20 protein-coding genes and 1 pseudogene are annotated in these 21,639 nt (G+C 70.5%); 6 read left to right on the top strand and 15 right to left on the bottom strand.

Features of this window, described 5'->3' with window-relative positions:
* Positions 1–574: 574 nt before the first annotated feature.
* Complete coding sequence (locus OG322_RS38345; protein ID WP_124285933.1) at positions 575–1,984, top strand: MFS transporter; 1,410 nt, start codon at positions 575–577, stop codon at positions 1,982–1,984.
* On the opposite strand, the gene OG322_RS38340 is transcribed toward OG322_RS38345, so the two are convergent.
* From OG322_RS38340 to OG322_RS38315, 6 genes and pseudogenes are all read right to left on the bottom strand, one after another.
* Positions 1,953–4,034, bottom strand: a complete 2,082-nt coding sequence (locus OG322_RS38340; protein ID WP_398912305.1) for a prolyl oligopeptidase family serine peptidase — start codon at positions 4,032–4,034, stop codon at positions 1,953–1,955. The genes OG322_RS38345 and OG322_RS38340 overlap by 32 nt on opposite strands.
* 42 nt (positions 4,035–4,076) lie before the next feature.
* Positions 4,077–5,291 carry a D-mannonate dehydratase ManD gene (gene manD / locus OG322_RS38335; RefSeq protein ID WP_329307591.1) on the bottom strand — a complete coding sequence of 405 codons (1,215 nt, stop codon included), beginning with the start codon at positions 5,289–5,291 and terminating at the stop codon, positions 4,077–4,079.
* 93 nt (positions 5,292–5,384) lie between these two features.
* A pseudogene (locus tag OG322_RS38330) lies at positions 5,385–5,516 on the bottom strand (carbohydrate ABC transporter permease); the annotation flags it as partial.
* 324 nt (positions 5,517–5,840) lie between these two features.
* Positions 5,841–6,665, bottom strand: coding sequence for a FadR/GntR family transcriptional regulator (locus tag OG322_RS38325; protein WP_329307590.1), 825 nt, complete (start codon positions 6,663–6,665; stop codon positions 5,841–5,843).
* Between the two features lie 144 nt (positions 6,666–6,809).
* Positions 6,810–7,241, bottom strand: coding sequence for an SRPBCC family protein (locus OG322_RS38320; RefSeq protein WP_123465460.1), 432 nt, complete (start codon positions 7,239–7,241; stop codon positions 6,810–6,812).
* Between the two features lie 138 nt (positions 7,242–7,379).
* Positions 7,380–7,763: a VOC family protein gene (locus OG322_RS38315; RefSeq protein ID WP_123465458.1), complete on the bottom strand. Its 384-nt coding sequence runs from the start codon at positions 7,761–7,763 to the stop codon at positions 7,380–7,382.
* A gap of 287 nt (positions 7,764–8,050) precedes the next feature.
* On the opposite strand from OG322_RS38315, the gene OG322_RS38310 reads away from it, so the two are divergent.
* From OG322_RS38310 to OG322_RS38295, 4 genes are all read left to right on the top strand, one after another.
* A complete protein-coding gene (locus tag OG322_RS38310; protein WP_124285931.1) occupies positions 8,051–8,893 on the top strand; it encodes an NAD(P)H-binding protein in 843 nt (280 codons plus the stop codon).
* Positions 8,894–9,097: 204 nt separating this feature from the next.
* The gene (locus OG322_RS38305; RefSeq protein ID WP_124285930.1) at positions 9,098–9,787 is read left to right on the top strand and encodes a haloacid dehalogenase type II; all 690 of its coding nucleotides are present in this window, start codon (positions 9,098–9,100) and stop codon (positions 9,785–9,787) included.
* Positions 9,788–10,206: 419 nt separating this feature from the next.
* A complete protein-coding gene (locus OG322_RS38300) occupies positions 10,207–10,347 on the top strand; it encodes a hypothetical protein (protein WP_329307589.1) in 141 nt (46 codons plus the stop codon).
* 26 nt (positions 10,348–10,373) lie between these two features.
* Positions 10,374–11,525: an LLM class flavin-dependent oxidoreductase gene (locus tag OG322_RS38295; RefSeq protein ID WP_329307588.1), complete on the top strand. Its 1,152-nt coding sequence runs from the start codon at positions 10,374–10,376 to the stop codon at positions 11,523–11,525.
* A gap of 58 nt (positions 11,526–11,583) precedes the next feature.
* On the opposite strand, the gene OG322_RS38290 is transcribed toward OG322_RS38295, so the two are convergent.
* Positions 11,584–12,564 (bottom strand): amino acid--tRNA ligase-related protein, encoded by a 981-nt coding sequence (locus OG322_RS38290; protein WP_260147003.1) that lies wholly within the window; start codon positions 12,562–12,564, stop codon positions 11,584–11,586.
* A gap of 415 nt (positions 12,565–12,979) precedes the next feature.
* Here OG322_RS38290 and OG322_RS38285 point away from each other — a divergent pair, with 415 nt between their 5' ends.
* Positions 12,980–13,753 (top strand): SDR family NAD(P)-dependent oxidoreductase, encoded by a 774-nt coding sequence (locus OG322_RS38285; protein WP_124285928.1) that lies wholly within the window; start codon positions 12,980–12,982, stop codon positions 13,751–13,753.
* Positions 13,754–13,781: 28 nt separating this feature from the next.
* On the opposite strand, the gene OG322_RS38280 is transcribed toward OG322_RS38285, so the two are convergent.
* The 8 genes from OG322_RS38280 to OG322_RS38245 form a co-directional block, all read right to left on the bottom strand.
* Positions 13,782–14,630, bottom strand: a complete 849-nt coding sequence (locus tag OG322_RS38280) for a zinc ribbon domain-containing protein (protein WP_241200341.1) — start codon at positions 14,628–14,630, stop codon at positions 13,782–13,784.
* A 547-nt stretch (positions 14,631–15,177) separates the two neighbouring features.
* Positions 15,178–15,741 (bottom strand): phage tail protein, encoded by a 564-nt coding sequence (locus tag OG322_RS38275; protein WP_123465446.1) that lies wholly within the window; start codon positions 15,739–15,741, stop codon positions 15,178–15,180.
* Positions 15,738–17,696: a putative baseplate assembly protein gene (locus tag OG322_RS38270; RefSeq protein ID WP_123465444.1), complete on the bottom strand. Its 1,959-nt coding sequence runs from the start codon at positions 17,694–17,696 to the stop codon at positions 15,738–15,740. Before OG322_RS38270 ends, OG322_RS38275 begins: the two co-directional genes overlap by 4 nt.
* Positions 17,696–18,118: a GPW/gp25 family protein gene (locus OG322_RS38265; RefSeq protein ID WP_123465442.1), complete on the bottom strand. Its 423-nt coding sequence runs from the start codon at positions 18,116–18,118 to the stop codon at positions 17,696–17,698. The genes OG322_RS38270 and OG322_RS38265 overlap by 1 nt, the downstream gene beginning before the upstream one ends.
* Complete coding sequence (locus OG322_RS38260) at positions 18,118–18,435, bottom strand: PAAR domain-containing protein (RefSeq protein WP_123465440.1); 318 nt, start codon at positions 18,433–18,435, stop codon at positions 18,118–18,120. Before OG322_RS38260 ends, OG322_RS38265 begins: the two co-directional genes overlap by 1 nt.
* A 114-nt stretch (positions 18,436–18,549) precedes the next feature.
* Positions 18,550–20,364: a VgrG-related protein gene (locus OG322_RS38255; protein WP_124285927.1), complete on the bottom strand. Its 1,815-nt coding sequence runs from the start codon at positions 20,362–20,364 to the stop codon at positions 18,550–18,552.
* Positions 20,361–21,083: a CIS tube protein gene (locus OG322_RS38250; protein ID WP_124285926.1), complete on the bottom strand. Its 723-nt coding sequence runs from the start codon at positions 21,081–21,083 to the stop codon at positions 20,361–20,363. The genes OG322_RS38255 and OG322_RS38250 overlap by 4 nt, the downstream gene beginning before the upstream one ends.
* A gap of 108 nt (positions 21,084–21,191) precedes the next feature.
* Positions 21,192–21,617: a phage tail protein gene (locus OG322_RS38245; protein WP_123465434.1), complete on the bottom strand. Its 426-nt coding sequence runs from the start codon at positions 21,615–21,617 to the stop codon at positions 21,192–21,194.
* Positions 21,618–21,639: the final 22 nt, after the last annotated feature.

The raw sequence follows: 21,639 nt of genomic DNA, 5'->3' as shown, positions 1-21,639 counted from the left end.
ACGGAACCTCCGGGGAGTACCCGCCCAGCCACGCGCGAGCGGCCTGCGACCGCGACGTGCCCGTGCGCGTGCCGGGCGTCACCTCCAGTCGGTGGATTGGGCGGCTTCGAGGCAATCCGCCCAGCCGCTCTGGGCGTACTGAGCCCGCACACAGGCGGTGTGGGGTGGATGGCCGAAGAGGTCGCTGACCACGATCGGAGGAAGGCCGGTGAGCGCTTCCATCCTGGCCGTGCTGCGGGCGCTGCTCGGTCGGCCGAGCCCGTCTCGACACCCACACACGCTCCGGGCACAGACCATCGCGAGCGGCCCGATCGCCACACAGCGTGGTCAGCACCACGTCAGCGCGGGGGTCAGTACCGCCCCACCGAAATATGGCGAACCGTGCAACTCGGACAGCCCTCTCCCGGCCCGTCAGGCGCGGCGTGATCGGCGGCGGATCACCTCGCAGTAGCGAGCGCACGCACACCCGTCACCCCAACTATGGTGTCCCGCCACATACGCCTCTGACCTGCCCCTTCCTACGGTGTGGCAACACACGGAACCCGTCCCCACCCACCGTTCGGAAGTGGTACCCATGGCCACCCCAGCAGCCTCTCCCCCACGCGCTTCCAACCTCCCGCGCATCGTCGCCGCCAGCCTCATCGGCACTACCATTGAGTGGTACGACTTCTTTCTCTACGGCTCAGCGGCCGCCCTCGTCTTCAACAAGCTGTTCTTCCCCGACTCCGACCCGCTCGTCGGAACCCTCCTGTCCTTCCTCACCTACGCCGTCGGGTTCGCCGCCCGACCGATCGGCGCCCTGGTCTTCGGGCACTACGGCGACCGGCTCGGGCGCAAGAAGCTGCTGGTGCTCAGCCTGTTGATGATGGGCGGCGCGACCTTCGCGATCGGGCTGCTGCCGACCCATGCCACCGTCGGGGCCGCCGCTCCGGTGCTGCTCACCGTGCTCCGGCTGGTACAGGGCTTCGCCCTCGGCGGTGAATGGGGCGGCGCTGTACTGCTGGTGTCGGAGCACGGAGACGCCGGGCGGCGCGGTTTCTGGGCATCGTGGCCGCAGACCGGAGCGCCTGCCGGGCAGTTGCTCGCCACCGGGGTGCTCTCCGCGCTCACCGCGGTGATGCCGGACTCGGCCTTCGAGGCCTGGGGCTGGCGTATCCCCTTCCTGCTCTCCGGCGTGCTGGTCGTCGTCGGATTGTGGATTCGTCTCTCCGTCGATGAATCGCCCTTGTTCAAGGCCGCGCTGGCGCAGGCCGAGGAGCGCAAGGCCGCGGCCGGGGCGACGGAGAAGCTGCCTGTGGTGGCCGTGCTGCGTCACCACTGGCGGGATGTGCTGATCGCCATGGGCGCCAGGATGGCGGAGAACATCAGCTACTACGTCGTCACGGCGTTCATCCTCGTCTACGCGACGACAGCGGCCGATCTGAGCAAGCAGACCGCACTCAACGCCGTGCTCATCGCCTCGGCCGTCCACTTCGCCGTTATCCCGATGTGGGGCGCCCTGTCCGACCGGGTCGGGCGCAGGCCCGTCTATCTGGTCGGCGCGGTCGGGGTCGGACTGTGGATGTTCCCGTTCTTCGCGCTGATCGACACCCGCAGCTTTGGGAGTCTGCTGCTCGCCGTCACCGTCGGGCTCATCTTCCACGGAGCGATGTACGCGCCTCAGGCGGCCTTCTTCTCCGAGATGTTCGCGACCCGGATGCGGTACTCGGGCGCGTCGATCGGCGCACAGTTCTCGTCGGTCGCGGCCGGCGCACCGGCCCCGCTCATCGCCACCGCCCTGCTCGCGGACTACGACAGCTCGACGCCGATCGCGCTGTACGTCATCGCCGCGGTGCTCATCACCGTGCTGGCGGTCACCTGCGCCAAGGAGACCCGGCACCGGGATCTCGCGGGCATCGAGCCGGACACCGATCGGGCGGCGCCCGCGGGTGTGCCCGCGGACGCCCTCACGATCAGCCGGAGGCCGGCCGAACCGGTGGAGTGAGGTGCTGCCACAGGAAGGTGTGCATCAGGGCGTTGTTGTGGGCGGCCTGCTCGTTGTCGCCGGCGCCCGCGTGGCCGCCACCGGTGTTCTCGTGGAGCAGGACCCGGTGGCCCAGTTCGCGCAGCCGTGCCGCCGCCTTACGGGCGTGGCCGGGGTGGACGCGGTCGTCACGGGTGGAGGTCGTCAGGAGAACCGGCGGGTAGACCTGGTCCGCGGTGAGCTGGTGGTAGGGGGACAGCGCACGGAGGTGGGGGCGGTCGGCCTCGTTGTCCGGGTTGCCGTACTCCGCGGTCCACGACGCACCGGCGAGGAGCTCGTGGAAGCGGAGCATGTCCAGCAGCGGGACCTGGGCGACGATCGCGCCGAACAGGTGCGGGCAGCGGGTGAGCATCGCGCCCATGAGCAGGCCGCCGTTGCTGCCCCCCGCGGCACCCAGCATGGCCGGGGTGGTGATGCCCCGCGCGACGAGGTCCGCGGCGACGGCCGCGAAGTCCTCGAAGGCTCGTGACCGGTCCGCGCCGAGTGCGGCCCGGTGCCAGTCCGGTCCGTACTCGCCACCGCCTCGGATGTTCGCGATCACGTAGGTGCCACCGCGCTCCAGCCACGCCCGGCCCGTCAACGCGCCGTAGAAGGGGGTGAGGGAGACCTCGAAGCCTCCGTATCCGTAGAGCAGGGCGGGACCGGGGGCGGAGTCGGGGGCGGAACGGTCGGGGCCGATCACGAAGTACGGCACCCGCGTGCCGTCCTCGGAGGCCGCGAAGAACTGCTCCGCCGTCAGTCCCTCGGTGTCGAAGCGGGCCGGAGCCTGCTTGAGGATCTCCGAGCCGGCGCCGATCTCCCCGTGGTAGAGGGTGGATGGCTGGAGGAACCCCGACACATCCAGGAAGTACTCGTCGGAGACGTCCGGGTCCGTGTCGACGACGCTGACGGCGGACAGCGCCGGAACGTCCGCGAGCGGCTTGCGGGCCCACCCGCCGCCGGGCGTCGGGGTGAGCACCTCGATGCGGGTGCTCACGTCGCGCATCGTCTCCAGGATCAAGTGGTGGCGGGTCCAGGAGTGTCCGGCCAGGGCCGTCCGCTCATCCGGGGCGAACAGCACCTCCGCGGTACGGTCGCCCGCCAGGAAGGCGTCGAAGCCGAACGCCAGCAGGCAGCCCGCCGGGTGTCCGAGCCATGCGGACTTCAGGCTCACGATCAGATGCTCGCGATGGGCGTAGGCGTCGGCGTCGTCCGGGACGTCGATCCTGACGAGCGAGGCGTCGGGGGTCAGGAGGTGCATCTCGCTGTGGTGGAAGTCCAGCGACCGGAAGACGAAGTCCCGTTCGAAGCCAGGGGTGCTGTCGTGCCAGCCACCGGCCGCCACGTCCTGCGCCCGGCCCTCGAACACCACGGTGGCCTCCTCCGGTGGCGTGCCACGTCGCCATCTGCGGACGGTCCGCGGGTAGCCGGAATCGGTCAGCGAGCCCGGCCCGAAGTCGGTGCCGATGAAGACGGTGTCGGCGTCGATCCAACCGATCCGCGTCTTCGCCTCTCCCACCTGGAAGCCGCCCTCGACGAAGGCCCGGGTGGCGAGGTCGAACTCACGGACCACAACGGCGTCGCCACCGTCGCGCGACAGACACACCAGTGCCCGGTCGTGGCCGGGATGACGCACCCGCGCGCCGGCCCACACCCACTTCTCGCCCTCCGCGGCGGCGAGCGCGTCGACGTCGAGGACGACCTCCCACTCGGGAGCGTCCTTGCGGTACTGCTCCGGCGTCGTACGCCGCCACAGACCGCGCACGTGCCCGGCGTCCCGCCAGAAGTTGTAGAGGAACGCACCGCGACGCACGGTGTACGGGATGCGGTCCGAGGCGTCCAGCACCTCCCGAAGCTCCTCCTTCAGGGCAGTGAACCCGGCGCCGGCGGCCAGCGCGGCCGCCGTCTCGGCGTTCCTCTCGGCCACCCACGCGAGCGCGGGCTCGCCCTCGACGTCTTCCAGCCACACGTACGGGTCGTTTTCGATCACACAGCGAATTGTGCAGGACCGGGACGCGCGGCGGGACCACATCCGCCCGATGCCCGGACGTGCGCTCCCGGCGGTGGTGGAGGATCACCAGTCGTGGACGGTCCCGTCGTGGAGGCGGTTGACCGGCAGATACGCAGGGTCGTACGGGTGGGCCGCCGCCAGCTCCTCGTCCAGCTCCACGCCGATTCCGGAGGCCTCGCCCGGGTGCAGGTACCCGTCCGTGAAGGTGTAGGAGTGCCGGAACACCTCCTGGGTGAGGGGGGTGTGGCCCGGGTACTCCTGGATGCCGAAGTTGTGGACGGCCAGATCGAGGTGGACGGCGGCGGCCATCCCGACCGGGGAGATGTCCTCCGGTCCGTGCACGGCGCTCTTGATCTGGTACTGGGCGGCGAAGTCGAAGAGCTTGCGCAGCGGTGTGACACCGCCGAAGTGGGTAACCGCGGACCGCACGTAGTCGATCAGCTGCTCGGTGATCAGTGCCTGGTAGTCGTGCACCGTGTTGAAGACCTCACCGATGGCCAGTGGCGTGGTGGTGCTGCGGCGCACCAGCCGTAGTGCCTCCTGGTTCTCGGCGGGTGTGCAGTCCTCCAGCCAGAAGGGCCGGTAGGGCTCCAGGTCCTTGCCGAGCCGGGCGGCCTGGATCGGGGTGAGCCGGTGGTGGGCGTCGTGCAGGAGTGGCAGTTCGGCGCCGAACTCGGCACGTACCGCGTCAAAGACGGCCGGCATGTGGTGCAGATAGGCCTCGGTGTCCCAGTCCTCCACCAGGGGGCGCGCCTGCTGGTGCAGGACCGGTGCGCCCGCGTCGTCGGTGTCGGACACCCCGTAGACGGCCTTGAGACCGGGAATGCCGGACTGGATGCGCACGGCGGGGTAGCCCTCGGCGAGCCTGGCTCGTACGGAGTCGAGGAGTTCGGGGATGTCCCGGCCGTTGGCGTGGCCGTAGGTGCGGACGCGTTCGCGGCTGGCGCCGCCCAGCAGCTGGTAGAGCGGGAGCCCCGCGGCCTTGGCCTTGATGTCCCACAGTGCCACGTCGACGGCGGCGATGGCGGCCATCGTCACCGGTCCCCGCCGCCAGTAGGCGCCCCGGTAGAGCGACTGCCAGGTGTCCTCGATCCGGTGCGGGTCGAGGCCGAGGAGCAGCGGCGCCACGTGGTCGGTGAGGTAGCTGACCACGGCGAGTTCCCTGCCGTTCAGGGTGGCGTCGCCGAGGCCGGTGAGGCCGTCGTCGGTCGTCAGTTTCAGGGTGACGAAGTTGCGGCCGGGGCTGGTGACGACGACCTTCGCGTCGACGATCTTCATGCGTGTGTTCTCTTTCCGGATGTCGGGGGGTGTGGGGGTCAGCCCTGGGCCGGTGCGCAGGCTGTGCTCCGGCTGCCGCTGGGCAGCGGCTTCTCAGCCCTTGGTAGCGCCGGAGGTCAGCCCGGCGACCAGGTATTTCTGCCCGAGGAGGGCGGCCAGTACGACCGGCACGGTGATGAGGGTGGCGGCTGCCATCAGGCCGCCCCGGTCGGTGCTCGCGTCCGAGGGCTTCCCGCCCCCGGCCGAACAGGCGCTGGGCGCCCCCGCTCCGGCGGCGCCCGCGACCCCTGCCGCCAGCCTGCCGAAGACTCGCCGGCTCAGGAGCCGGCTGCTCGTGGACATCCTTGCCCTCGTCTCTCTGCGGTGTCGTGCCACGTCGCGTAGCGCCGTGGTGGTAGGCGACGCGTCCCGGCCCACACCACCTCGACTTGTCTGGCCCAACTGGTAGGACCAGTTGGTTGGGACGGGACCGTAACAGCAGAAGAGGTGTGCCGACCAGCCCTGAAGGAAGGTCCGGTGAGGGAGAGTCCTACCGAACCGGCCGTTCGGCTATGCGCCGGTTCGGTCGCCGCCCCGGCGGTCCTCGGCCTGGCCGAGCAGCGTCTCGATGTGGTTGCGTGCCATCGTGTCGACCTGGAGGTCGAGATCCGCTCCGTAGGTGCGCAGCCCCAGCAGCAGGTGCTCCCGCATCCGCGCGCAGGCGAGATCCACGTCCCGCGCCTCGACCGCCTCGAAGATCTCCGGGTGGTGCGGCACACCGGCCTCGCCGATCGACGGATCGGAGTTCGAGCGGAGCATCATCTCAAACATCATCCCGCTGATCGAGGACAGCATGATCCGCAGGACCGGGTTCTTGCTCGCCACCGCGATGGCGTCGTGGAAGTCCATGTCGGCCTGCGCCTTGACGACGACATCCGTCGCCGACTCCAGGGCGTCCCGTGCGGTCCGCATGGCCGCGATGTCCTCGTCCGTCGCCCGCTGGGTCGCCAGCCGGACCATCTCGACCTCCAGCGGGGTCCGCGCCTCGATGAGCTGCCGCACGGTGGGACGGCCCGCCCGGTACAGCGCGTCGTACCCCCTGGCCTGCCCCGAGGACTGCTCACGGACGAAGGAACCCCGCCCCGGGGCGACTTCGATCAGGTGCTGGGCCTCCAGCCGCCGCAGCACCTCGCGCACGACGTTCCTGCTGGAGCCGAACTGGGCGGCGAGCTCACGCTCCGAGGGGAGTTTCGTCCCGACGGCGATCTCTCCGGACCTGATGTCGTGTTCCAGCTGACGGGCGATGCGCTCGGTCAGGAGTCCGCGCCGGGCGGGGTCCGCGACCGGGCCCGGCCGCTCGGAACCTGACGGGGAGGAGGGGGCGGACGGCTGCATGCTCGCAGCGTACAGGCCGGTCACGCCCCGTACGCGCCCCCGGGCCCGGCCGCGCACGGCACAGGTCCGCCCCTCCCCAGGGCCTCGGTCCGCGCGTCGGACGTCGACGTGGTGGTGCCGGTGGCGATGACGGTCCCCCGATGCTCAGAAGTCGCCCGCCGCAGTCCGCTCGGCCAGTTTCTGGAACTCACCGAGGTCGTAATTGGCCAGGACCGAGTCAAGGTTGGTGAGGGCTCCCAAGTGCTCCACGAAGCCCTGGGGGTCGTACTCGATCTGCAGAGTCAGCCGGCTCGACTCGTCGTCCAGCCGGTGGAAGGTGACGACGCCGGCGTGGTGGACGCCCTCCGTCGTCTTCCAGGCGATCCGGTCCTCAGGTACGACTTCGGTGAGTTCGGCGACGAAGACCTTGTCGACACCCGGCAGGGCGAGCTGCCAGGCGAAGCGACGCTCGTCCAGCGGGTCGACGCGCTGGACATGGCTCAGGAACCTGGGCCACCGGGCCACATCGCTCCACAGCGCCCAGCTGATGGCCACCGGGGCCTTGATATCGACGGTCTCGACGATCGAGGAGGACATGAGGGCTCCTTCGCAGGTGGGTGGATTCATACGTTCACGAACGCCGCCGGTTGGCCGTTGGGGCGGTTCCTCGCGGGGTTCGCAGGGTTGCGTCCGGCACGGCACGGCAGCTGGACGCATTCACGCGGGGCGTGACTCTCACTGGTCGTGCGTGGCCAGGGTGAAGGAATGTCCGGCGGGATCGGAATAGAGGCGCGTGTCACGGGCGCCCCCGTTGTTCTTCGTGTCCAGCGGCCGCGCACCGAGCCCGACCGCCTCGCGCTCCGCCTCGTCGATGTCCTCGCGTGCCACCAGAATCCGCAGATGAGCCTGCTGGGAATCGTCGGGCCGCGGCCAGCTGGGCGGCGCGTAACCGTGGTCCCTGCGGATCGCCAGATGCACCCCGCTGTGGCCCACGATCTCGACGATATCGAGCTCGTTACCGACATGAACTTCCGCGTTGAGCAACGCGGCGTAGAAATCGGCCAGTTCCTCCGGCTCCGCGCAGTCCAGCACCAGCACGCTCGTCTTCGGCACCGCCATGGCCATCCTCCTGTCATTGGGCATCCCGCCTCCGGACTTCGTCCCGAGTACCCGCGCCGAGGAGCGGCACACCCACCGCCGAACGGAAACGGCCGTCCGGTGCTCGGGCCGGCTCGGCGAGAGCGTGCGCGTTGCGGCTGTCGGCGCATTTCGGGGCCGGGTGCGCCGGCGCACACGTGAGGTCACCTGCCCAGCAGCGTGAGCAGCCAAGGGTTCCTTGACCTGAAGTTCGATCGAGGTTCTAGCGTGTCGTCTGGTTCATCAAGCCGACGACGGGAAACACGCTCATGATCCTCGTGACCGGAGCCACCGGAAACATAGGCACTGCGCTGCTGAAGGAGCTGCACGCACGCGATGCCGGTCCGCTCAGAGGACTCACCCGTAATGCCGCACGGGTGACCTTCCCTGAAGGGGTCGAAGCCGTGGAGGGCGACTTCGCGGAGCCGACGTCGCTGAAGTCCGCGCTGGAAGGGGTGCACTCGCTGTTTCTCGTATCGCGTCTGGGCCCGGACGCCGACGTCCTCAAGGCTGCCCGGCAGGCGGGTGTGGAGCACGTGGTGCTGGTGTCGTCGATCACCGTCCAGAGCCACCCCCGTCTCGGCCCCGCCGGCGAGAACCTGGCGGTGGAGCAACTGCTCAAGGCAAGCGGCATGGCCTGGACGATCCTGCGGCCGACGCAGTTCGCCTCGAACGCCCTCATGTGGGCGGACTCCATCCGTGGCCACGAGACCGTCCGCGCGCCGTACGCGGACACCGCGCTGCCGACCATCCACCCTGCGGACATCGCGTCGGTGGCACGGGTGGCACTGACCGAGCCCGGCCATCAGGGGCGCACGTACGCCTTGACCGGTCCGGCGCCGGTCACCGCCCGCCAGCAGGTCGGGGCCATCGCGGCAACGCTGGGCCGAGAGGTCCCCTTCACCGAGATCAGCCGCGAGGAGGCCCACGCGCGGATGGCCGCGGTCTTCGGCGCCGAAGCCGCGGAAGCAGTGCTGGACGTGACCGGCGGAGACGTGAACGACGAGCTGCTGATGGTGCGCGACACCGTTTCGCAGGTCACCGGGACACCGGCCCGTTCGTTTCGGCAATGGGCTTCGGAGAACGCCGACGCCTTCCATTCAATCGCCTGAGCCTGAGTACGTCGATCCGTACTCGGATGTGACAACCAGGAGGCGAAGGCCGACGTTGTCGTTCAGGACGGGTTCGATGGCGATGCGGGCCCGCCCGACAGGAGCGTCTGCCCGGAGCGTGCGGGGCGGGAATCAGGGGACCTCCTGCTGCGTTGGGCCAACAGCCGCCCGCACGCCCCTGCATCGCCCGGGAGACCTCACCTCATGTCAGAGCCAGAGATCGATGCCATCGTCTTCGACGTGCTCGGCACGCTCGTCGACGAACCCGCGGGGATCCGCGCGGGCATCCGCACTCTCGACCCGTCGCTCGACGATTCCGGGATCGAGCAACTCCTGTCGCTGTGGCAGCGGCACATCGACCGCGAGCAGCGCCGCGTCCTCGACGGCAGTCGGCCCTACCTCACCAGTGACGTCCTGGACCGGGAAGCCGCCCGCCTCGTCGCCGACGCGGCCGGGGTCGACGACCCGGCTGCCGTAGCGGCGCTGGCCCTGTCAGGCACCAGGGTCCCGCCCTGGCCCGACTCCGTGGCGGCACTGTCCCTGCTCGCCGAACGGTACCCGCTGATCGGGCTCTCCAACGCGAGCCGGACAGCCCTGCTGGGACTCAACGCCCACGCCGGACTGCGCTGGCACCAGGCCCTGTCCGCCGAGGACGCCCGGACCTACAAGCCGGACCCAGCGGTCTACCAATTGGCCGTCACCGTCTCCGGACGACCTCCGGAGCGGCTGCTGATGGTCGCCGCCCACGCCTGGGACCTGCGCGGTGCACAGGACCTGGGGCTGCGCACCGCCTACGTCGCCCGGCCCGTCGGCGACCCGCCCACCGTCTCGGACCGGTTCGACCTGCACGCCGACGGCCTGGCCGACCTGGCCGAACAGCTCGGCAAAGCCTGACTCATCTTCCGGAACGGGGTCTGTTCGGTCACTCGGCGCCGAGTCGTTGAAGGGTCCGGTCGAAGTCGCCTTCGTCGAGCAGGCCGGTGGTCATCTCCGTCAGGCCCTCGATGTCCTGAGCACGGAGCCTTGCCCGCGATCACGCCGATACGCGGCCGGTGACGCCCTCTACCCACATGGACTCCATTCTGACAGCCTTTGGATTCGCGGGGCTCAATGACAGCGCAACGGCACTTCCCACATCAATTGTCGACGCCGCGATCCGGACAGTCCATGCCCGTGCGCGAATCACGATCACCTCCACTGCACGCAGAATGAACGGCCCGAATTCCATGAGGATGGCCCTTCCTCATCAGCTCCTCATCGCAGGCGCGTAATAAATGCGTCGGCGTCACGGGAATGGGATCGGAGCCGGCGGCGTGAACAGCAGTGATCCCGGACTCGAAAGGGGAACGGTTCTCTCCGCCCGCATCGCCGACCTGGCCTTCGACGGTTCTCAAGGAGCCCGCGGGAGACGCCCCCGCCCCTCGGCCGGCGCCACCAGCCACGGACTCGCGTGACCCACCGAGAAGAACTGGAGACCTGAGTGAGCCTGACCTTCCACTGGTTCCTGCCCACCTACGGCGACAGTCGCCATGTCGTCGGCGGTGGCCATGATCTGCCTGCCGGGGCCACAGCTGAGGAGCAGCGGCCTGCCACCATCGAGTACCTCACCCAAGTCTCCTCCGCAGCAGAGCAGTTGGGCTTCGAGGGGGCACTCACTCCGACCGGTGCCTGGTGTGAGGACGCCTGGCTGACCACGGCCATGCTGGCGCGTGAGACGGAGCGCCTCAAGTTCCTGGTCGCGTTCCGGCCCGGATTCGTCTCCCCGACGCTTGCCGCCCAGATGGCCGCCACGTTTCAGCGTCACTCCGGGGGCCGGCTGCTCCTGAACGTGGTGACGGGCGGCGAGAGCCACGAGCAGCGCGCCTATGGCGACTTCCTCGACAAGGAAGCCCGTTACGTCAGGAGCGGTGAGTTCCTGGAAATCGTCGGACGGCTCTGGAGGGGCGAGACCGTCGACTTCACCGGGTCGCATCTGCGGGTCGAGGCGGCCAGGCTCGGACGGCTGCCCGATCCGGTTCCGGCCGTCTACTTCGGAGGATCCTCACCGTCCGCCATCCAGGTCGCCGCGCGCCACAGCGATGTCTACCTGACCTTCGGGGAACCCCCCGCCCAGGTGGCCGAGAAGCTGTCCCGCGTCCGAGCCCTCGCCCCGGCGGGGCGCGACCCCGTGCGTTTCGGCATCCGGCTCCACGTGATCACCAGGGACACCGCCGAGCAGGCGTGGGCCGAGGCCCGGCGGCTGCTCGACGGTTTCACCCCGGAGGTGATCCGCTCGGTCCAGGAGGGTCTGGCCCGCAGCGAATCGGAAGGCCAGCACCGCATGGTCGCGCTGCACGGCGGACGTAGCGACGCCCTGGAGATCGCGCCCAATCTGTGGGCCGGTATCGGCCTGGTCCGAGGCGGCGCGGGTACCGCCCTGGTGGGCAGCCATCAGGAGGTGGCCGCCCGGATCGTGGAGTTCCACCGGCTCGGCATCGACGAGTTCGTCCTCTCGGGTCAGCCTCATCTGGAGGAGGCCTACTGGTTCGGTGAAGGCGTCCTGCCGCTGCTCACCGCCCTGGGCCTGTGGGCCCATCCGTCCCGAGTCGCGACTGGGCACACGACCGCCGTCGCACTCGACTCGGGCCAGTGACGACCGACCCGCCCGGCCCGGCTGTTCACCGGCGCGGTGGCGGTCGGTACTCGGTGGCCTACTCGTGCGCCCCGATGCGTCGATTGGGTCCGGAATCGTGAGCCGCGAGGAGATCCAGGACGCTGTCGGCACCGGCGCAGTACCGCACGAGCCGTTCGAAGCCGAGACCGAAACCGGCCGTCTGGATCCCTGAACGCTCCTTCCAGTCGGCGTACACCGGATTGGGCTCGCCACCCAGCAGCCGGGACTGTTCGGTGATCTCCCTCCTGTCCCGCGGCCGCAGTCCGCCGGTGGCGAGTTCGCCGTACCCCGCGGGCAGCATGAGGTCGTAGGTCTCCTGAAGACCGTCCTCACCTCGCTGATAGAGCGAGTCACGCACACCGAGTGGGTACCGGTGGATCCAGAAGGGTGAGTCGAAGCTGTCGGTGAGGGTCCGCTCCTCGTCGCGGGTCAGATCGCTGTTCTGCGGCTCGTCCGGTTTGCGGCCGCCGAGCTTGAGCGCGTCCGCGAAGGAGACTCGGGGGTAGGGACCGCTTCGCAGTCCCTGGAGCCGGGTGACTGCCGTGCCCGCGCCATCGGGGAGAATCGGCTCCAGATGGCGGGCCAGGCTCCCGAGGATGCTCTCGGTGACGGTGAGGGCCTCGTCCGCGTCCGCGGCCCGCCACTCGACGACCACCTGGAAGAACGTGTAGAGGTGCTTGCCCGACGCCTCCTCTCCGTCCATGAGGAGTCTCAGACACGGCGTCAGGCAGTAGACCCGGTCGGTGTGCTCAAGAGCCATCTGCTTTTCCACCGAGTGACTCACGGGTAACTGGTACGCCCATTTCCCGTCCACCGAGACCCGGCCGTCGCCCTCCGCGGTCACCTTCGGTCTCGCCCTGTCGCCGAGGACCGCCACCGAGTGCCGCGCGCCCGGCTCCGCCTCGGACGAGAGCAGGGCCGGAAGTATTTCGAGGAAGTCATGTTCGAGAAGGCTACGGCGCAACGACTGCAGTACTCGACCGGTCCATTGGTACGACTGCGCGGAAGACAGGCTCACTACACTCCCAGGGGATGAGGCAATCGCTGTGCCGAGGGCTGACTTCGGAGCCGCAGACGCCGGAGATCTCGTCGGATCGATCCGACTCGCCTGCGATCTCCTCGAACGGAGCCCCCTTCACAGTCGCGTATTCGGCAGCGGGACCGGACGCACGATTGCAGTATGAAATTTCCCGTGATCCTAGCCCATTTTCAACATCAATAAACATTGCTCATACGTGAATGAGAATGGGTGAACAAATGGCCGGAATGAAACCCTTGTCATCTTCGTGGTGTATTCGTTCGGCCGGATGAAGATATTCCGTTTCACTTCGCGCCTGCGGACAGCCAACGCACCCCATGGATAAGCATCGAATTGATACGATGACCCATTGCGCTGAGAACTCACGTGAATGAGCCAAGACAAGGGCGTACTCATGGCTGAAATACGTTCGGGCGGACTGGGATTCTTCGATCTCGACGGCAAGGTGGCCGTGGTCACCGGTGGAAGCAGCGGCATCGGGGCCGCCTGCGCGCGACGCCTCGCCGAGGCCGGGGCCACCGTGGTCGTCGGCTACAACACGGGCGGCAGCCGCGCACAGGAACTCATCGCCACCCTGCCCGGCACCGGACACAGCTCGGCGCACATTCCCCTCGACGACTCCTCGGCCATCCACAGAGCCGCCGAGGAGACCGCCCGCCGCCATGGCTCGGTGGACGTGCTCGTCAACTCCGCCGGCGTAACCGAGAAGGTGTCACACGCCGACCTCGAAGCGCTCACGGACGAGGCCTTCGACCGCGTCCTGACGCTGAACGTGCGCGGCACCTTCTCGGTGATCCGCGCCTTCACGCCGCTGCTACGCGCTTCCGGCGACGCCGCCGTCGCCAACATCTCCTCGATATCGGCCTTCACCGGGCTGGGCAGCAGCATCGCCTACTGCGCCGCCAAGGCCGGCCTGGACGTCATGACCGCCTCCCTCGCGCGCGTGCTCGGCCCGCACATACGCGTCTTCAGCCTCTCCCCGGCAGCCGTCGACACGAACTTCGTACCCGGCCGGGATCCAGCCACCGTCCGGGCACAGGCGGAGTCCGCGCCTCTCCCGGTGGTCGCCGACCCGGACGACGTCGCCTGTTCACTGATCGGTGCTGTCACCTCCCTGCGGCTCAGCACCGGCAGCAGCATCGTCATCGACGGCGGTCAGCACCTGTGACCGGGCCGGATCGCCGATTGGCCGCGAGTCAGCTCCGCTGGAAGAACTCCACCTCCGCCAGGGCCAGGTGACGGCCCTTGGTCAGGCCGGTGGGCGAGTGCAGGACCAGACGTACCGTCTTCACGTCGCTGATCCCGGTGGGGATCGTCTGTGAGCCCGGTTTGTCGCTGAGGGTGACCTGCTTCGTGTGCTTCTCACCGTCCTGCGTCGTCACCTCCAGGTCCATCTGGAGAGCGCGTGCCTCGCGGGCGTAGCCCTCCGGAGACTTGGACGCCCCATTGGTGATGAGCAGGTCGACCAGCCGGAACGGCTTGCTGAAGGTGTAGGTCACCGAAGCCTTCGGCCCGGGTGCGCCCCAGTAGCGGTTGCTCAGCCCGTCCGTCGTGTTCTTCGCCGGGTGCCGGGGAATCTCCGCGCTCGCGGCGATGGCGACCGGGGTCACCGCCTTGGGCTTGCTCATCTTGTCCCGGGTGTCCTCGAACAGGGCGCGGCCGGCCGGCAGCAGCAGGAGCCCGCCCGCGCACAGAGCCACCAGCACGGCCAGGATCACCAGGCCGCGCACCACCCGGCCGGAACTCGACCGCGCCCGGCGGCGGAACGGCCACACGGTCCGCCACCACGGAAGCGGGGCGGGCTTGGCGGTGGGGTTCAGCGGAGCCGCGCAGCGTCGGCAGAACCGGCGGTCCGGCAGGTTGGGCGTGCCGCAGGCCGGGCAGGGCACCCCCGCCGCCTCCTCCTGCACCGCCGCGGACCGCACGACGGGGCGCGGAGCGACCGGCTTCGCGGGGAGTACGGGCAGCACGGGGTCCTGTGCCGACGTCTCCGGGGCGGGTGCGGCCGGCGTCCTGGGGCCCGGCGTGCTCCGGGTGGTCGGCACGTCTGGGGCGCTGGGGACCGGCGATACGGCCGGGGCTTGCGGTGGCCGCTCCCCCGGCCCGGATTCGGCGCGTTCGGACCCGGGCGGGGCAGGAGTCGCCGTGGGCGGGGGTGGCGTGGCGGCCGGTGAAGTGGCGGCGGACGGCGCGGTGGGCGGCATGGGCGTGGACGTCGTGGGCTCGGGTGACGTGGGTGCGGGTGTCTCGTCGGTGCGCATGCGTTCGGCGTCGCCGGGGGGCGCGCCCCCCGTATCCGGATCGCTCACTCCCCTGGCCCCGCCACCGCCACCGCCACCGCTGCGGCCGGTCAGCCGGCTGTACAACGACGAGGTCCGGGGAGGATCCGCGGAAGCGTGCTCGTCCGCCTCGGGTGCTGAGGGGGGCGCCGCGGTGGCGTCCCCCGGGGTGGGTTCGGGTGAGGCCGGGGCGTGCGAGGGTGTGCCCGGGGCCGGTGTGGTGTCCGACCAGCCCAAGTACGCACCGCAGTTGCCGCAGAAGTCGTCCGCTGAACCGTTGGACGCCCCGCACGTGGGACACGCGCGCATGGCGTCACCTCCCTTCATCGGCGGGCGGACCGGGCAGGACTTCCACCCGGCAGACGGTGTGCACCGGGCACATGACCCGGACGATCTCGTTGACCCGGTCCGCGTCCACCGCCGTCTCGCGCCCCGGCCACACCCGGACCAGGACCTCGGCGGGGGGCTCCGGAGGCAGGTCGGCGCCGGAGGTGCGCGACCACACCGCACCGCCGTCCCCGGTCACCTCGGCGTGCACGCCGAGCCCGAGCCGTAACCCCTCGACCAGGCCACGCCTGGTGCCGCGCCAGCGGTGCAGCTCCACCGCGTGAACCACCGCCTCACGGCGCAGTTCCACGGGCCACCGTGGGTCGTCGCCGGCGCCGACCCACGAGGCCAGCCAGGCAAGGAAGTCGGCCGGAGTCACCCGGGGGTCGAAGTAGGCGGGCAGGTTGTCGAGGGTCGCGAACACCGGGGCGAGCACGGTGTCGAGGCCTGCGGTGAACCGCTGCGCGAAGTCGTCGTCGGCGTACAGGGCGGGCAGTTGTTCGCCGATCGGGTACCTGCTGGGCAGGCCGGGTACGGCGGCGCGGCTCATCCCCGTACCTCCGGTTCGATGGCTGTCACGACCACCTGGTGCTGGTAGGAGAAGACCAGCGCGCCCGCGGCCACGTCGATGCGGTCCGACGGTGCGCCGCGGCGCCCAGTCGTCGGGTCGGCGGCGAACAGCCGGATCTCCTCCACGAGTGCGTTGCCGGTGGCTCGTTGCAGAACGCCGAACACCTCTCCGTACTGCACCGGCCGTCCGAACGGCCACCCGGTGCCGTCCGGACCGCCGTGCAGTGGGTTGAGGAGCCGGAACAGCGCGGCGAGCGCGGCGTCGCGCACCCGGTCGGTGTCGCCCGGCGCCGCCGCGAGCCGGGCCACGACGGTCACGCCCTGGTAGACCGGCGGCTCCACCACGAGGCGGGTGCCGATCAGCCGTCGCTCGTCGAGGCTCGCGGTGATCGCTCGGAGCACCTGGTCCGAGGGGATCAGCTGCTCGAAACGGAGCCGGTCGCCCTCGTCGGCCACCGCGTCCGGCACCACCAGGACCCGCACCGTGCCCGCGCCGTCCGCGGCGGGCAGACAGCGGACCCGGCGCACCGAGGGCGCGGCGCGGCGGCTGATGATCTCGTAGTCCTCGGCGGTCACCGCGCGCTCCTGCATCCGCAGCGCGTCCGGCGCCCGGAGCTTGGCGTTGGCGACGGTCTCACCGGCGACTCCGCCGCGCGCCGCCTCCCGGTTGGTGACCCGCGCCACGTACGGAACGGAACTGCGCAGCACGGAGATCACGCCGCGTGCGACGTTGCCCGCCGGGCCGCCGCCGGTGCGGTAGCGGGCCACCCGTACCTGGGCGCCCTTGGGCGGTACGGCGCCGCACTGGCGCAGCGTGCCGTCGGGCTCGCGCAGCACCGGGGGGAAGGTGAACTCGCCGGTGGTGGCGTCCACGCGGACGTGCTGGTCGGCGGGCCCGGAGCGGCCGAAGTGCTCGACCACCTCCCAGCGGCGCCACCCCTCGGCGGAGGACACCTCCACCACCGGGGGTTCGCCGTCGAGGAGGACCGGCGGGCGGCCGAGCCGGAACGTCTGTCCCGCGACCCCTTCCGAGGTGCCGAGCGGTACGTCGGTCACCGTCTCGGCGTGCTCGACGTACATGGTGCCGCCCACGGTGAACACCGCGGCCTCGCGCACCGTCGGGGACTCCGAGTAGAAGGGCTGGCCCGGTTCCGGCTCGGTGACTCGGCAGCGCAGCCAGCCGGCCCGGGTCCCGCCGATCACCGACGCGGTGTGCCCGGCCGGTACGTACACGATGACCTCGCCGGGACGGTTCAGTCCGCCGGTGGTGTCCGTGCCTGTCTCGCACTCCCGCCAGCCGCCGCCGTCCCACGCCTCCCACACCAGAGGGGGCTGGCGCGGGTCGACACCGATGCCCTCCACCCGGCTGTCCACGCGCACCGCGACCACGCAGCGCGGCACCGGCGTCGGCAGACCGAACAGCAGCGCGTCGCCCGGCTCCGGTGTCGCCTGGAAGCAGGGCACGTCGAGCCCCTCGGCGAGGGTCCTGGTCCGGTCGCTCTGCTCACCGGTCCGGGGCGCGGCCACCAGACGGATCAACTCGCTCGGGACGATGCGGAGTTCGTCCGTGGTCATGAACACCACGGCTTCCTCGGTCTCGCCGCGCACGGTGGTCACCTCGGTGCCCGCCGGGAGCGCCACCGTTTCGGGCTGCGGCGCCGACAGCCAGAAGTCGACCTCGGCGCCGGCCGCGGCCGGTGGGAACAGGCAGATGCCCAACAGGTCGAGGAACGCGGTGTAGTTCTTGTCCGGGACGCGGTTGAGCCGGTACAGCAGCTGGTCCACGAGGTAGGCGAACGTCTCGATCAGGGTGACGCCCGGGTCGGAGACGTTGTGGTCGGTCCACTCCGGGGCGCGCTGCTGCACGTACCGCTTCGCCTCGTCGACGAGTTGCTGGAACCGCCGGTCGTCCAGGTTGGGGAAGTCCAGAGCCATCAGTCCGCGACCAATTCCTCGGTCTCCTCGTCGGAGGGGATCGTGTAGAAGGGAAAGACCAGGTTGCGCCGGTCGTTGGTGGAACGCACGGTGTAGTGCACGTCGATGTAGAGGGTGCCGTCCTCGACGGCGTCGAAGGCGACCACCACGTCGTCCACCGCGATGCGCGGCTCCCACCGTTCAAGGGCCTCGCGCGTCTGCTGCGCGAGGCGTCCGGCGGTGGCGCCGTTGCCGGGGGCGAAGACGTAGTCGTGGATGCCGCAGCCGAACTCGGGGCGCATGGGGCGCTCGCCCGGCGCGGTGCCGAGCACCAGGCGGATCGCCTCCTCGATCTCCCGCTCCCGTTCGACCATGGCGATCCCGCCGGTCGGCGCGACCCGCAGGGGGAACGCCCAGCCGCGGCCGATGAACCGCTCGTTCATCACATGCCCCCGATCCGGACGTTCTGGGCTCCGGTCAGGATGTTCCCGCCGCACGCCGTGCGGTCCCCCGCCCGTGCGGCCGGCAGCCCGCCGATCAGCACCATGCCCGCGGCGAGCGCGGCCGGGTCGGGCAGGATCACGTTGGCCGGCCCCAGCAGCGCGTGCGGCGGGACCGGGCAGGTGTGGAGGCTGCCCACGACAGCGGCGGGACGGCCGCCGATCAGCACCCGCATCACCGCGGCGGCGGCGCCGGGCGGCGCGGTGGCGATCACGCCGCCGTGGCTGGTGGGGTCGCCGGTACGGGCTGCGGCTGGCATACGGCACTCCTTGCGGAAGGTCCTGGGCCCGGGGGCCGGTCGCGGATTCGGTCGGTGGGAAGGGTTGGGCGCGGGCCAGGTGAACCGTGGCCGGGCGGTGGACACGGGCCGACCTCAGTTGATCCGGATGAGCCGGGCCTTGAGGACGCCCAGCAGACCGCCGTCGACGGTGACATCCGAACCGCCGGTGACCTTCACCGAACGGCCGCCGATCCGCACCCCGTCCGCGCCGTCGATGTCCACCTGCCTTCCCCGGACGCTCACGTTGCCCAGCTTCGCGTCCAGCGTGATGCCTTCCTTGTCGAGCACGACGGAGGTGAGGGGACGGCCACGCCCCGCGTACACCGTCAGTTCGATCCGGTTCCGCCGGTCGTCGAGGCGTACTTCGAGGCGCTCGTCCCCGGTCAGCAGCCGCAGTCCGGACGGGCCCGGCGCCCTCGCGTCCAGAAGCTCCACCCGGTGCCCCGAACGCGACACCACCGAGCGGCGGTTGACCTTTCCGCTGGTCCTGTCGATCAGCGGAACGTCATGGGGTGACGGCTGGTCCACGCCGTTGTAGAGCCCCCCGATGACGTACGGGCTGTCCAGCAGGCCCTGTTCGAACCCGACCAGGACCTCGTCGTTGACCTCCGCACTCACCACCCCTCCCCCGCCGACGCCGCCCCACTGCACGGTGCGCACCCAGTCGGTGACGTAACTCTCGTCCAGCCAGGGGAACTTCAGCCGAACCGCACCGCGCTCGGCCCCGTCCGGCTCGCGTACGTCCGTCACCACGCCGATCGCGAGACCCGGCATACGGGGGCCACGGGCCGGCCCACCGGTCACCAGGCCCGTCAGGGAGCGGTCGGGGCCGGCGCCGACCCACACCGTGGTCCGGTACCCGTTGTGCGGCTCCAGAACGTGCTGCACGGCCGTGGCCGTGTACCGGCCCGAGAACGCCTGCCCGACGTTGCCGAGGGCCACGGGCTTGCCCGCCCGCAGCCGGGGGTTGCCCTCGGCCACCGCCTCCAGTTCTCCGAAGCCCGCGCTGACCTGCGCGGCCGTCGCGTCCGCGACCGCCGTGGTCTCGGCCTGGGTGCGGTACGGGGTGTCCGTGACGGTCAGCTTGGCCTTGCCGAACCGGGCGCTCGCCGCCGGGCTGAGACCCGGCGTCGCCGTCTCACTGACAACCGACGGATTCCGGGCCACCAGCGGCCTCTTCGTGGTGACGTCCCAGCCGCGCACCTCCACCGACGCCGCACTGTCCGCGGCCGACAGCGAGGCCCGCAGCGCGAGGAGGTTGCGGCCGTACTCCAGCACCATCGGGCTCCGCGTGGCCGAGGTCGACGGCGCGGGCGCGCCGGACGCCTTCTGCGGCCGGGTGAACTGGAGCAGCCCCTTGTCGTCGACGCGCACCTGCGCGCCGCTCTCACCCGCCAAGTACTGCAGGAAGTCCCAGTCGGACACGTTCGCCTGCGAGAGCTGCTGGTAGGTGACCGGCGCGGCCTGCACGGTTCCGCAGGCCAGACCGGCCCCGGCGGCCACCTTGCGGACGATCGCCGCCGCCGTCATGTTCCGGTACGCCACCACCTTCCGGCCCCGCTGAAGCCGGTGCGCCTTGGAGTAGGCGCGCACCACCGTGAACGAGCCCGTGCCGTCCCGGTCGAGCTCCAGGGCCGTCACCTCACCGTTGAACAGCCGCTCGCGCGCCTGCCCGGAAGCGGTCACCACCGAGACCCGCAGCGGGGTGCCGATGGTGATGCCGGTCGCCTGCAGGAACTCGTGATCGGGGTCGCGAAAGGTGAGCACCGCCGCGTCGGGCAGGCCCACGTTCTCGTCCACCACGCAGCTCACCAGCTGGGCGGCCCAGACCTGTGGGAGTTCGGCGGGTGTCTCCACGACGGGGTCCGCCGTGAACGACCGGCTGCCCTGTGCCTCGGTTGTGCTCACCGCTCCTCCTCACTGCCCGTGTCCCGCAGCGCCGGCACCACCAGTTCGGTGCCGGGCGCGAGCGCCATCGGGTCGTCGATTCCGTTCGCCTCGGCGATGACGCGCCAGGCCGTCGGGTCGCCGTACTCCCGCCAGGCCAGCATGGCGAGACTGTCGCCCGCCACGACGGTGTGGGTACTGCGGGCGGTGCGCGCACCGGACGTCGGGTTCTGGCCCGCCGGGTCGACGCTCGCCTCCTCGATGGACAGCGCGCAGGTGGCCCGCAGCGGCTTGCCGTCCACATCGAACAGCGTGTAGCTCACCGACAGGCTCGACAGCACCCCGTCGAACGCGGTCGTCCGCGCGGTGCCCCACTCGAACCGGACCCACGGGCTGGCCGGCTTCTTGCGGCCCAGGCTGGCCGGGGTCGGCACGCACGCCTTCATCAGCTTCTCCACCGCCTGCTCCACGGAGTTGTCGTGGGTGGCGGTGGCGTCCAGGAACACTTCGAGGCTCAGCGTACGCGGGCCGCTGCCGACGAACTCGGGCAGCGCCGACTGCCCGGCCATCCGGGACGGGGAGCGCCGCCACTCGGTGGTCTTGCGCAGCTCCAGGGTGGAGGGGTTGAACTGGAGGTCGAGCTGCGCGACCGTCCCGCCGGGTTTCGCGCCGACCGAGGCCGGGGGCTCCTTCAGGGTCAGCTGGGCTCTGGCCCGGCTGGAGCGCGCCGCTGGGGACATGCCTGGAGTTCCTTTCCGGTGCGGATACGTGGGCGGGAGCGTGGTGACGGGGGCCGCTTGCCGGTCAGGCTGCTACCGCCCGGCTCCCCAAGGGCTGGAGAGGGTGTGTCAGGAAGGGCGCAACCCCTGATGGGCGATCTCCAGGGTCTCCACCGCGGCCTCCGACCGGGCGGGATCGAAGGACGGCCCCTGCCAGCGGACCGGGACGATCCCGAACACCTGCCAGCTGATGATCCTGGTCAGGTCCGGTTTCAGCGCCACGATCTCGCCGTCCTTGGGCTCCACCCGCCGCAGCGTCTCGTCGAGCCAGCGGCCGATCTTCGCCGTGTCGGCGGTGACCGGCCTGGTGAGCGTGATGTTCGACCAGGTCACGCGTCCGGGCAGTTGCCAGGTGAAGCCGTTGTTGCCGCCCTCGGCATAGCTCTCCATCTCGACTTCGGCGCCCATGCCGGAGCAGGTGTGGAAGGCACCCAGGTCGTTCCCGGCGATCGCGAGCCGGAAGAACACGCTGGTCGCGAAGATGCTGTCTGTCATTGGTCCGTCATCCGTTCCGTGC

Origin of the sequence: Streptomyces sp. NBC_01260 (genome assembly GCF_036226405.1) — a bacterium.
GTDB classification, from domain to species: domain Bacteria; phylum Actinomycetota; class Actinomycetes; order Streptomycetales; family Streptomycetaceae; genus Streptomyces; species Streptomyces laculatispora.
The sequence above is the reverse complement of the archived record's forward strand: the minus strand, read 5'-3'. Positions and strand labels throughout refer to the sequence as shown.

Bases quoted from the DNA above. Each gene is read 5' to 3' on its own strand.
- OG322_RS38345 (WP_124285933.1), top strand. From the start codon at position 575: ATGGCCACCCCAGCAGCCTCTCCCCCACGCGCTTCCAACCTCCCGCGC.
- OG322_RS38340 (WP_398912305.1), bottom strand. From the start codon at position 4,034: ATGTGGTCCCGCCGCGCGTCCCGGTCCTGCACAATTCGCTGTGTGATC.
- manD (WP_329307591.1), bottom strand. From the start codon at position 5,291: ATGAAGATCGTCGACGCGAAGGTCGTCGTCACCAGCCCCGGCCGCAAC.
- OG322_RS38325 (WP_329307590.1), bottom strand. From the start codon at position 6,665: ATGCAGCCGTCCGCCCCCTCCTCCCCGTCAGGTTCCGAGCGGCCGGGC.
- OG322_RS38320 (WP_123465460.1), bottom strand. From the start codon at position 7,241: ATGTCCTCCTCGATCGTCGAGACCGTCGATATCAAGGCCCCGGTGGCC.
- OG322_RS38315 (WP_123465458.1), bottom strand. From the start codon at position 7,763: ATGGCGGTGCCGAAGACGAGCGTGCTGGTGCTGGACTGCGCGGAGCCG.
- OG322_RS38310 (WP_124285931.1), top strand. From the start codon at position 8,051: ATGATCCTCGTGACCGGAGCCACCGGAAACATAGGCACTGCGCTGCTG.
- OG322_RS38305 (WP_124285930.1), top strand. From the start codon at position 9,098: ATGTCAGAGCCAGAGATCGATGCCATCGTCTTCGACGTGCTCGGCACG.
- OG322_RS38285 (WP_124285928.1), top strand. From the start codon at position 12,980: ATGGCTGAAATACGTTCGGGCGGACTGGGATTCTTCGATCTCGACGGC.
- OG322_RS38275 (WP_123465446.1), bottom strand. From the start codon at position 15,741: ATGAGCCGCGCCGCCGTACCCGGCCTGCCCAGCAGGTACCCGATCGGC.
- OG322_RS38270 (WP_123465444.1), bottom strand. From the start codon at position 17,696: ATGGCTCTGGACTTCCCCAACCTGGACGACCGGCGGTTCCAGCAACTC.
- OG322_RS38265 (WP_123465442.1), bottom strand. From the start codon at position 18,118: ATGAACGAGCGGTTCATCGGCCGCGGCTGGGCGTTCCCCCTGCGGGTC.
- OG322_RS38260 (WP_123465440.1), bottom strand. From the start codon at position 18,435: ATGCCAGCCGCAGCCCGTACCGGCGACCCCACCAGCCACGGCGGCGTG.
- OG322_RS38250 (WP_124285926.1), bottom strand. From the start codon at position 21,083: ATGTCCCCAGCGGCGCGCTCCAGCCGGGCCAGAGCCCAGCTGACCCTG.
- OG322_RS38245 (WP_123465434.1), bottom strand. From the start codon at position 21,617: ATGACAGACAGCATCTTCGCGACCAGCGTGTTCTTCCGGCTCGCGATC.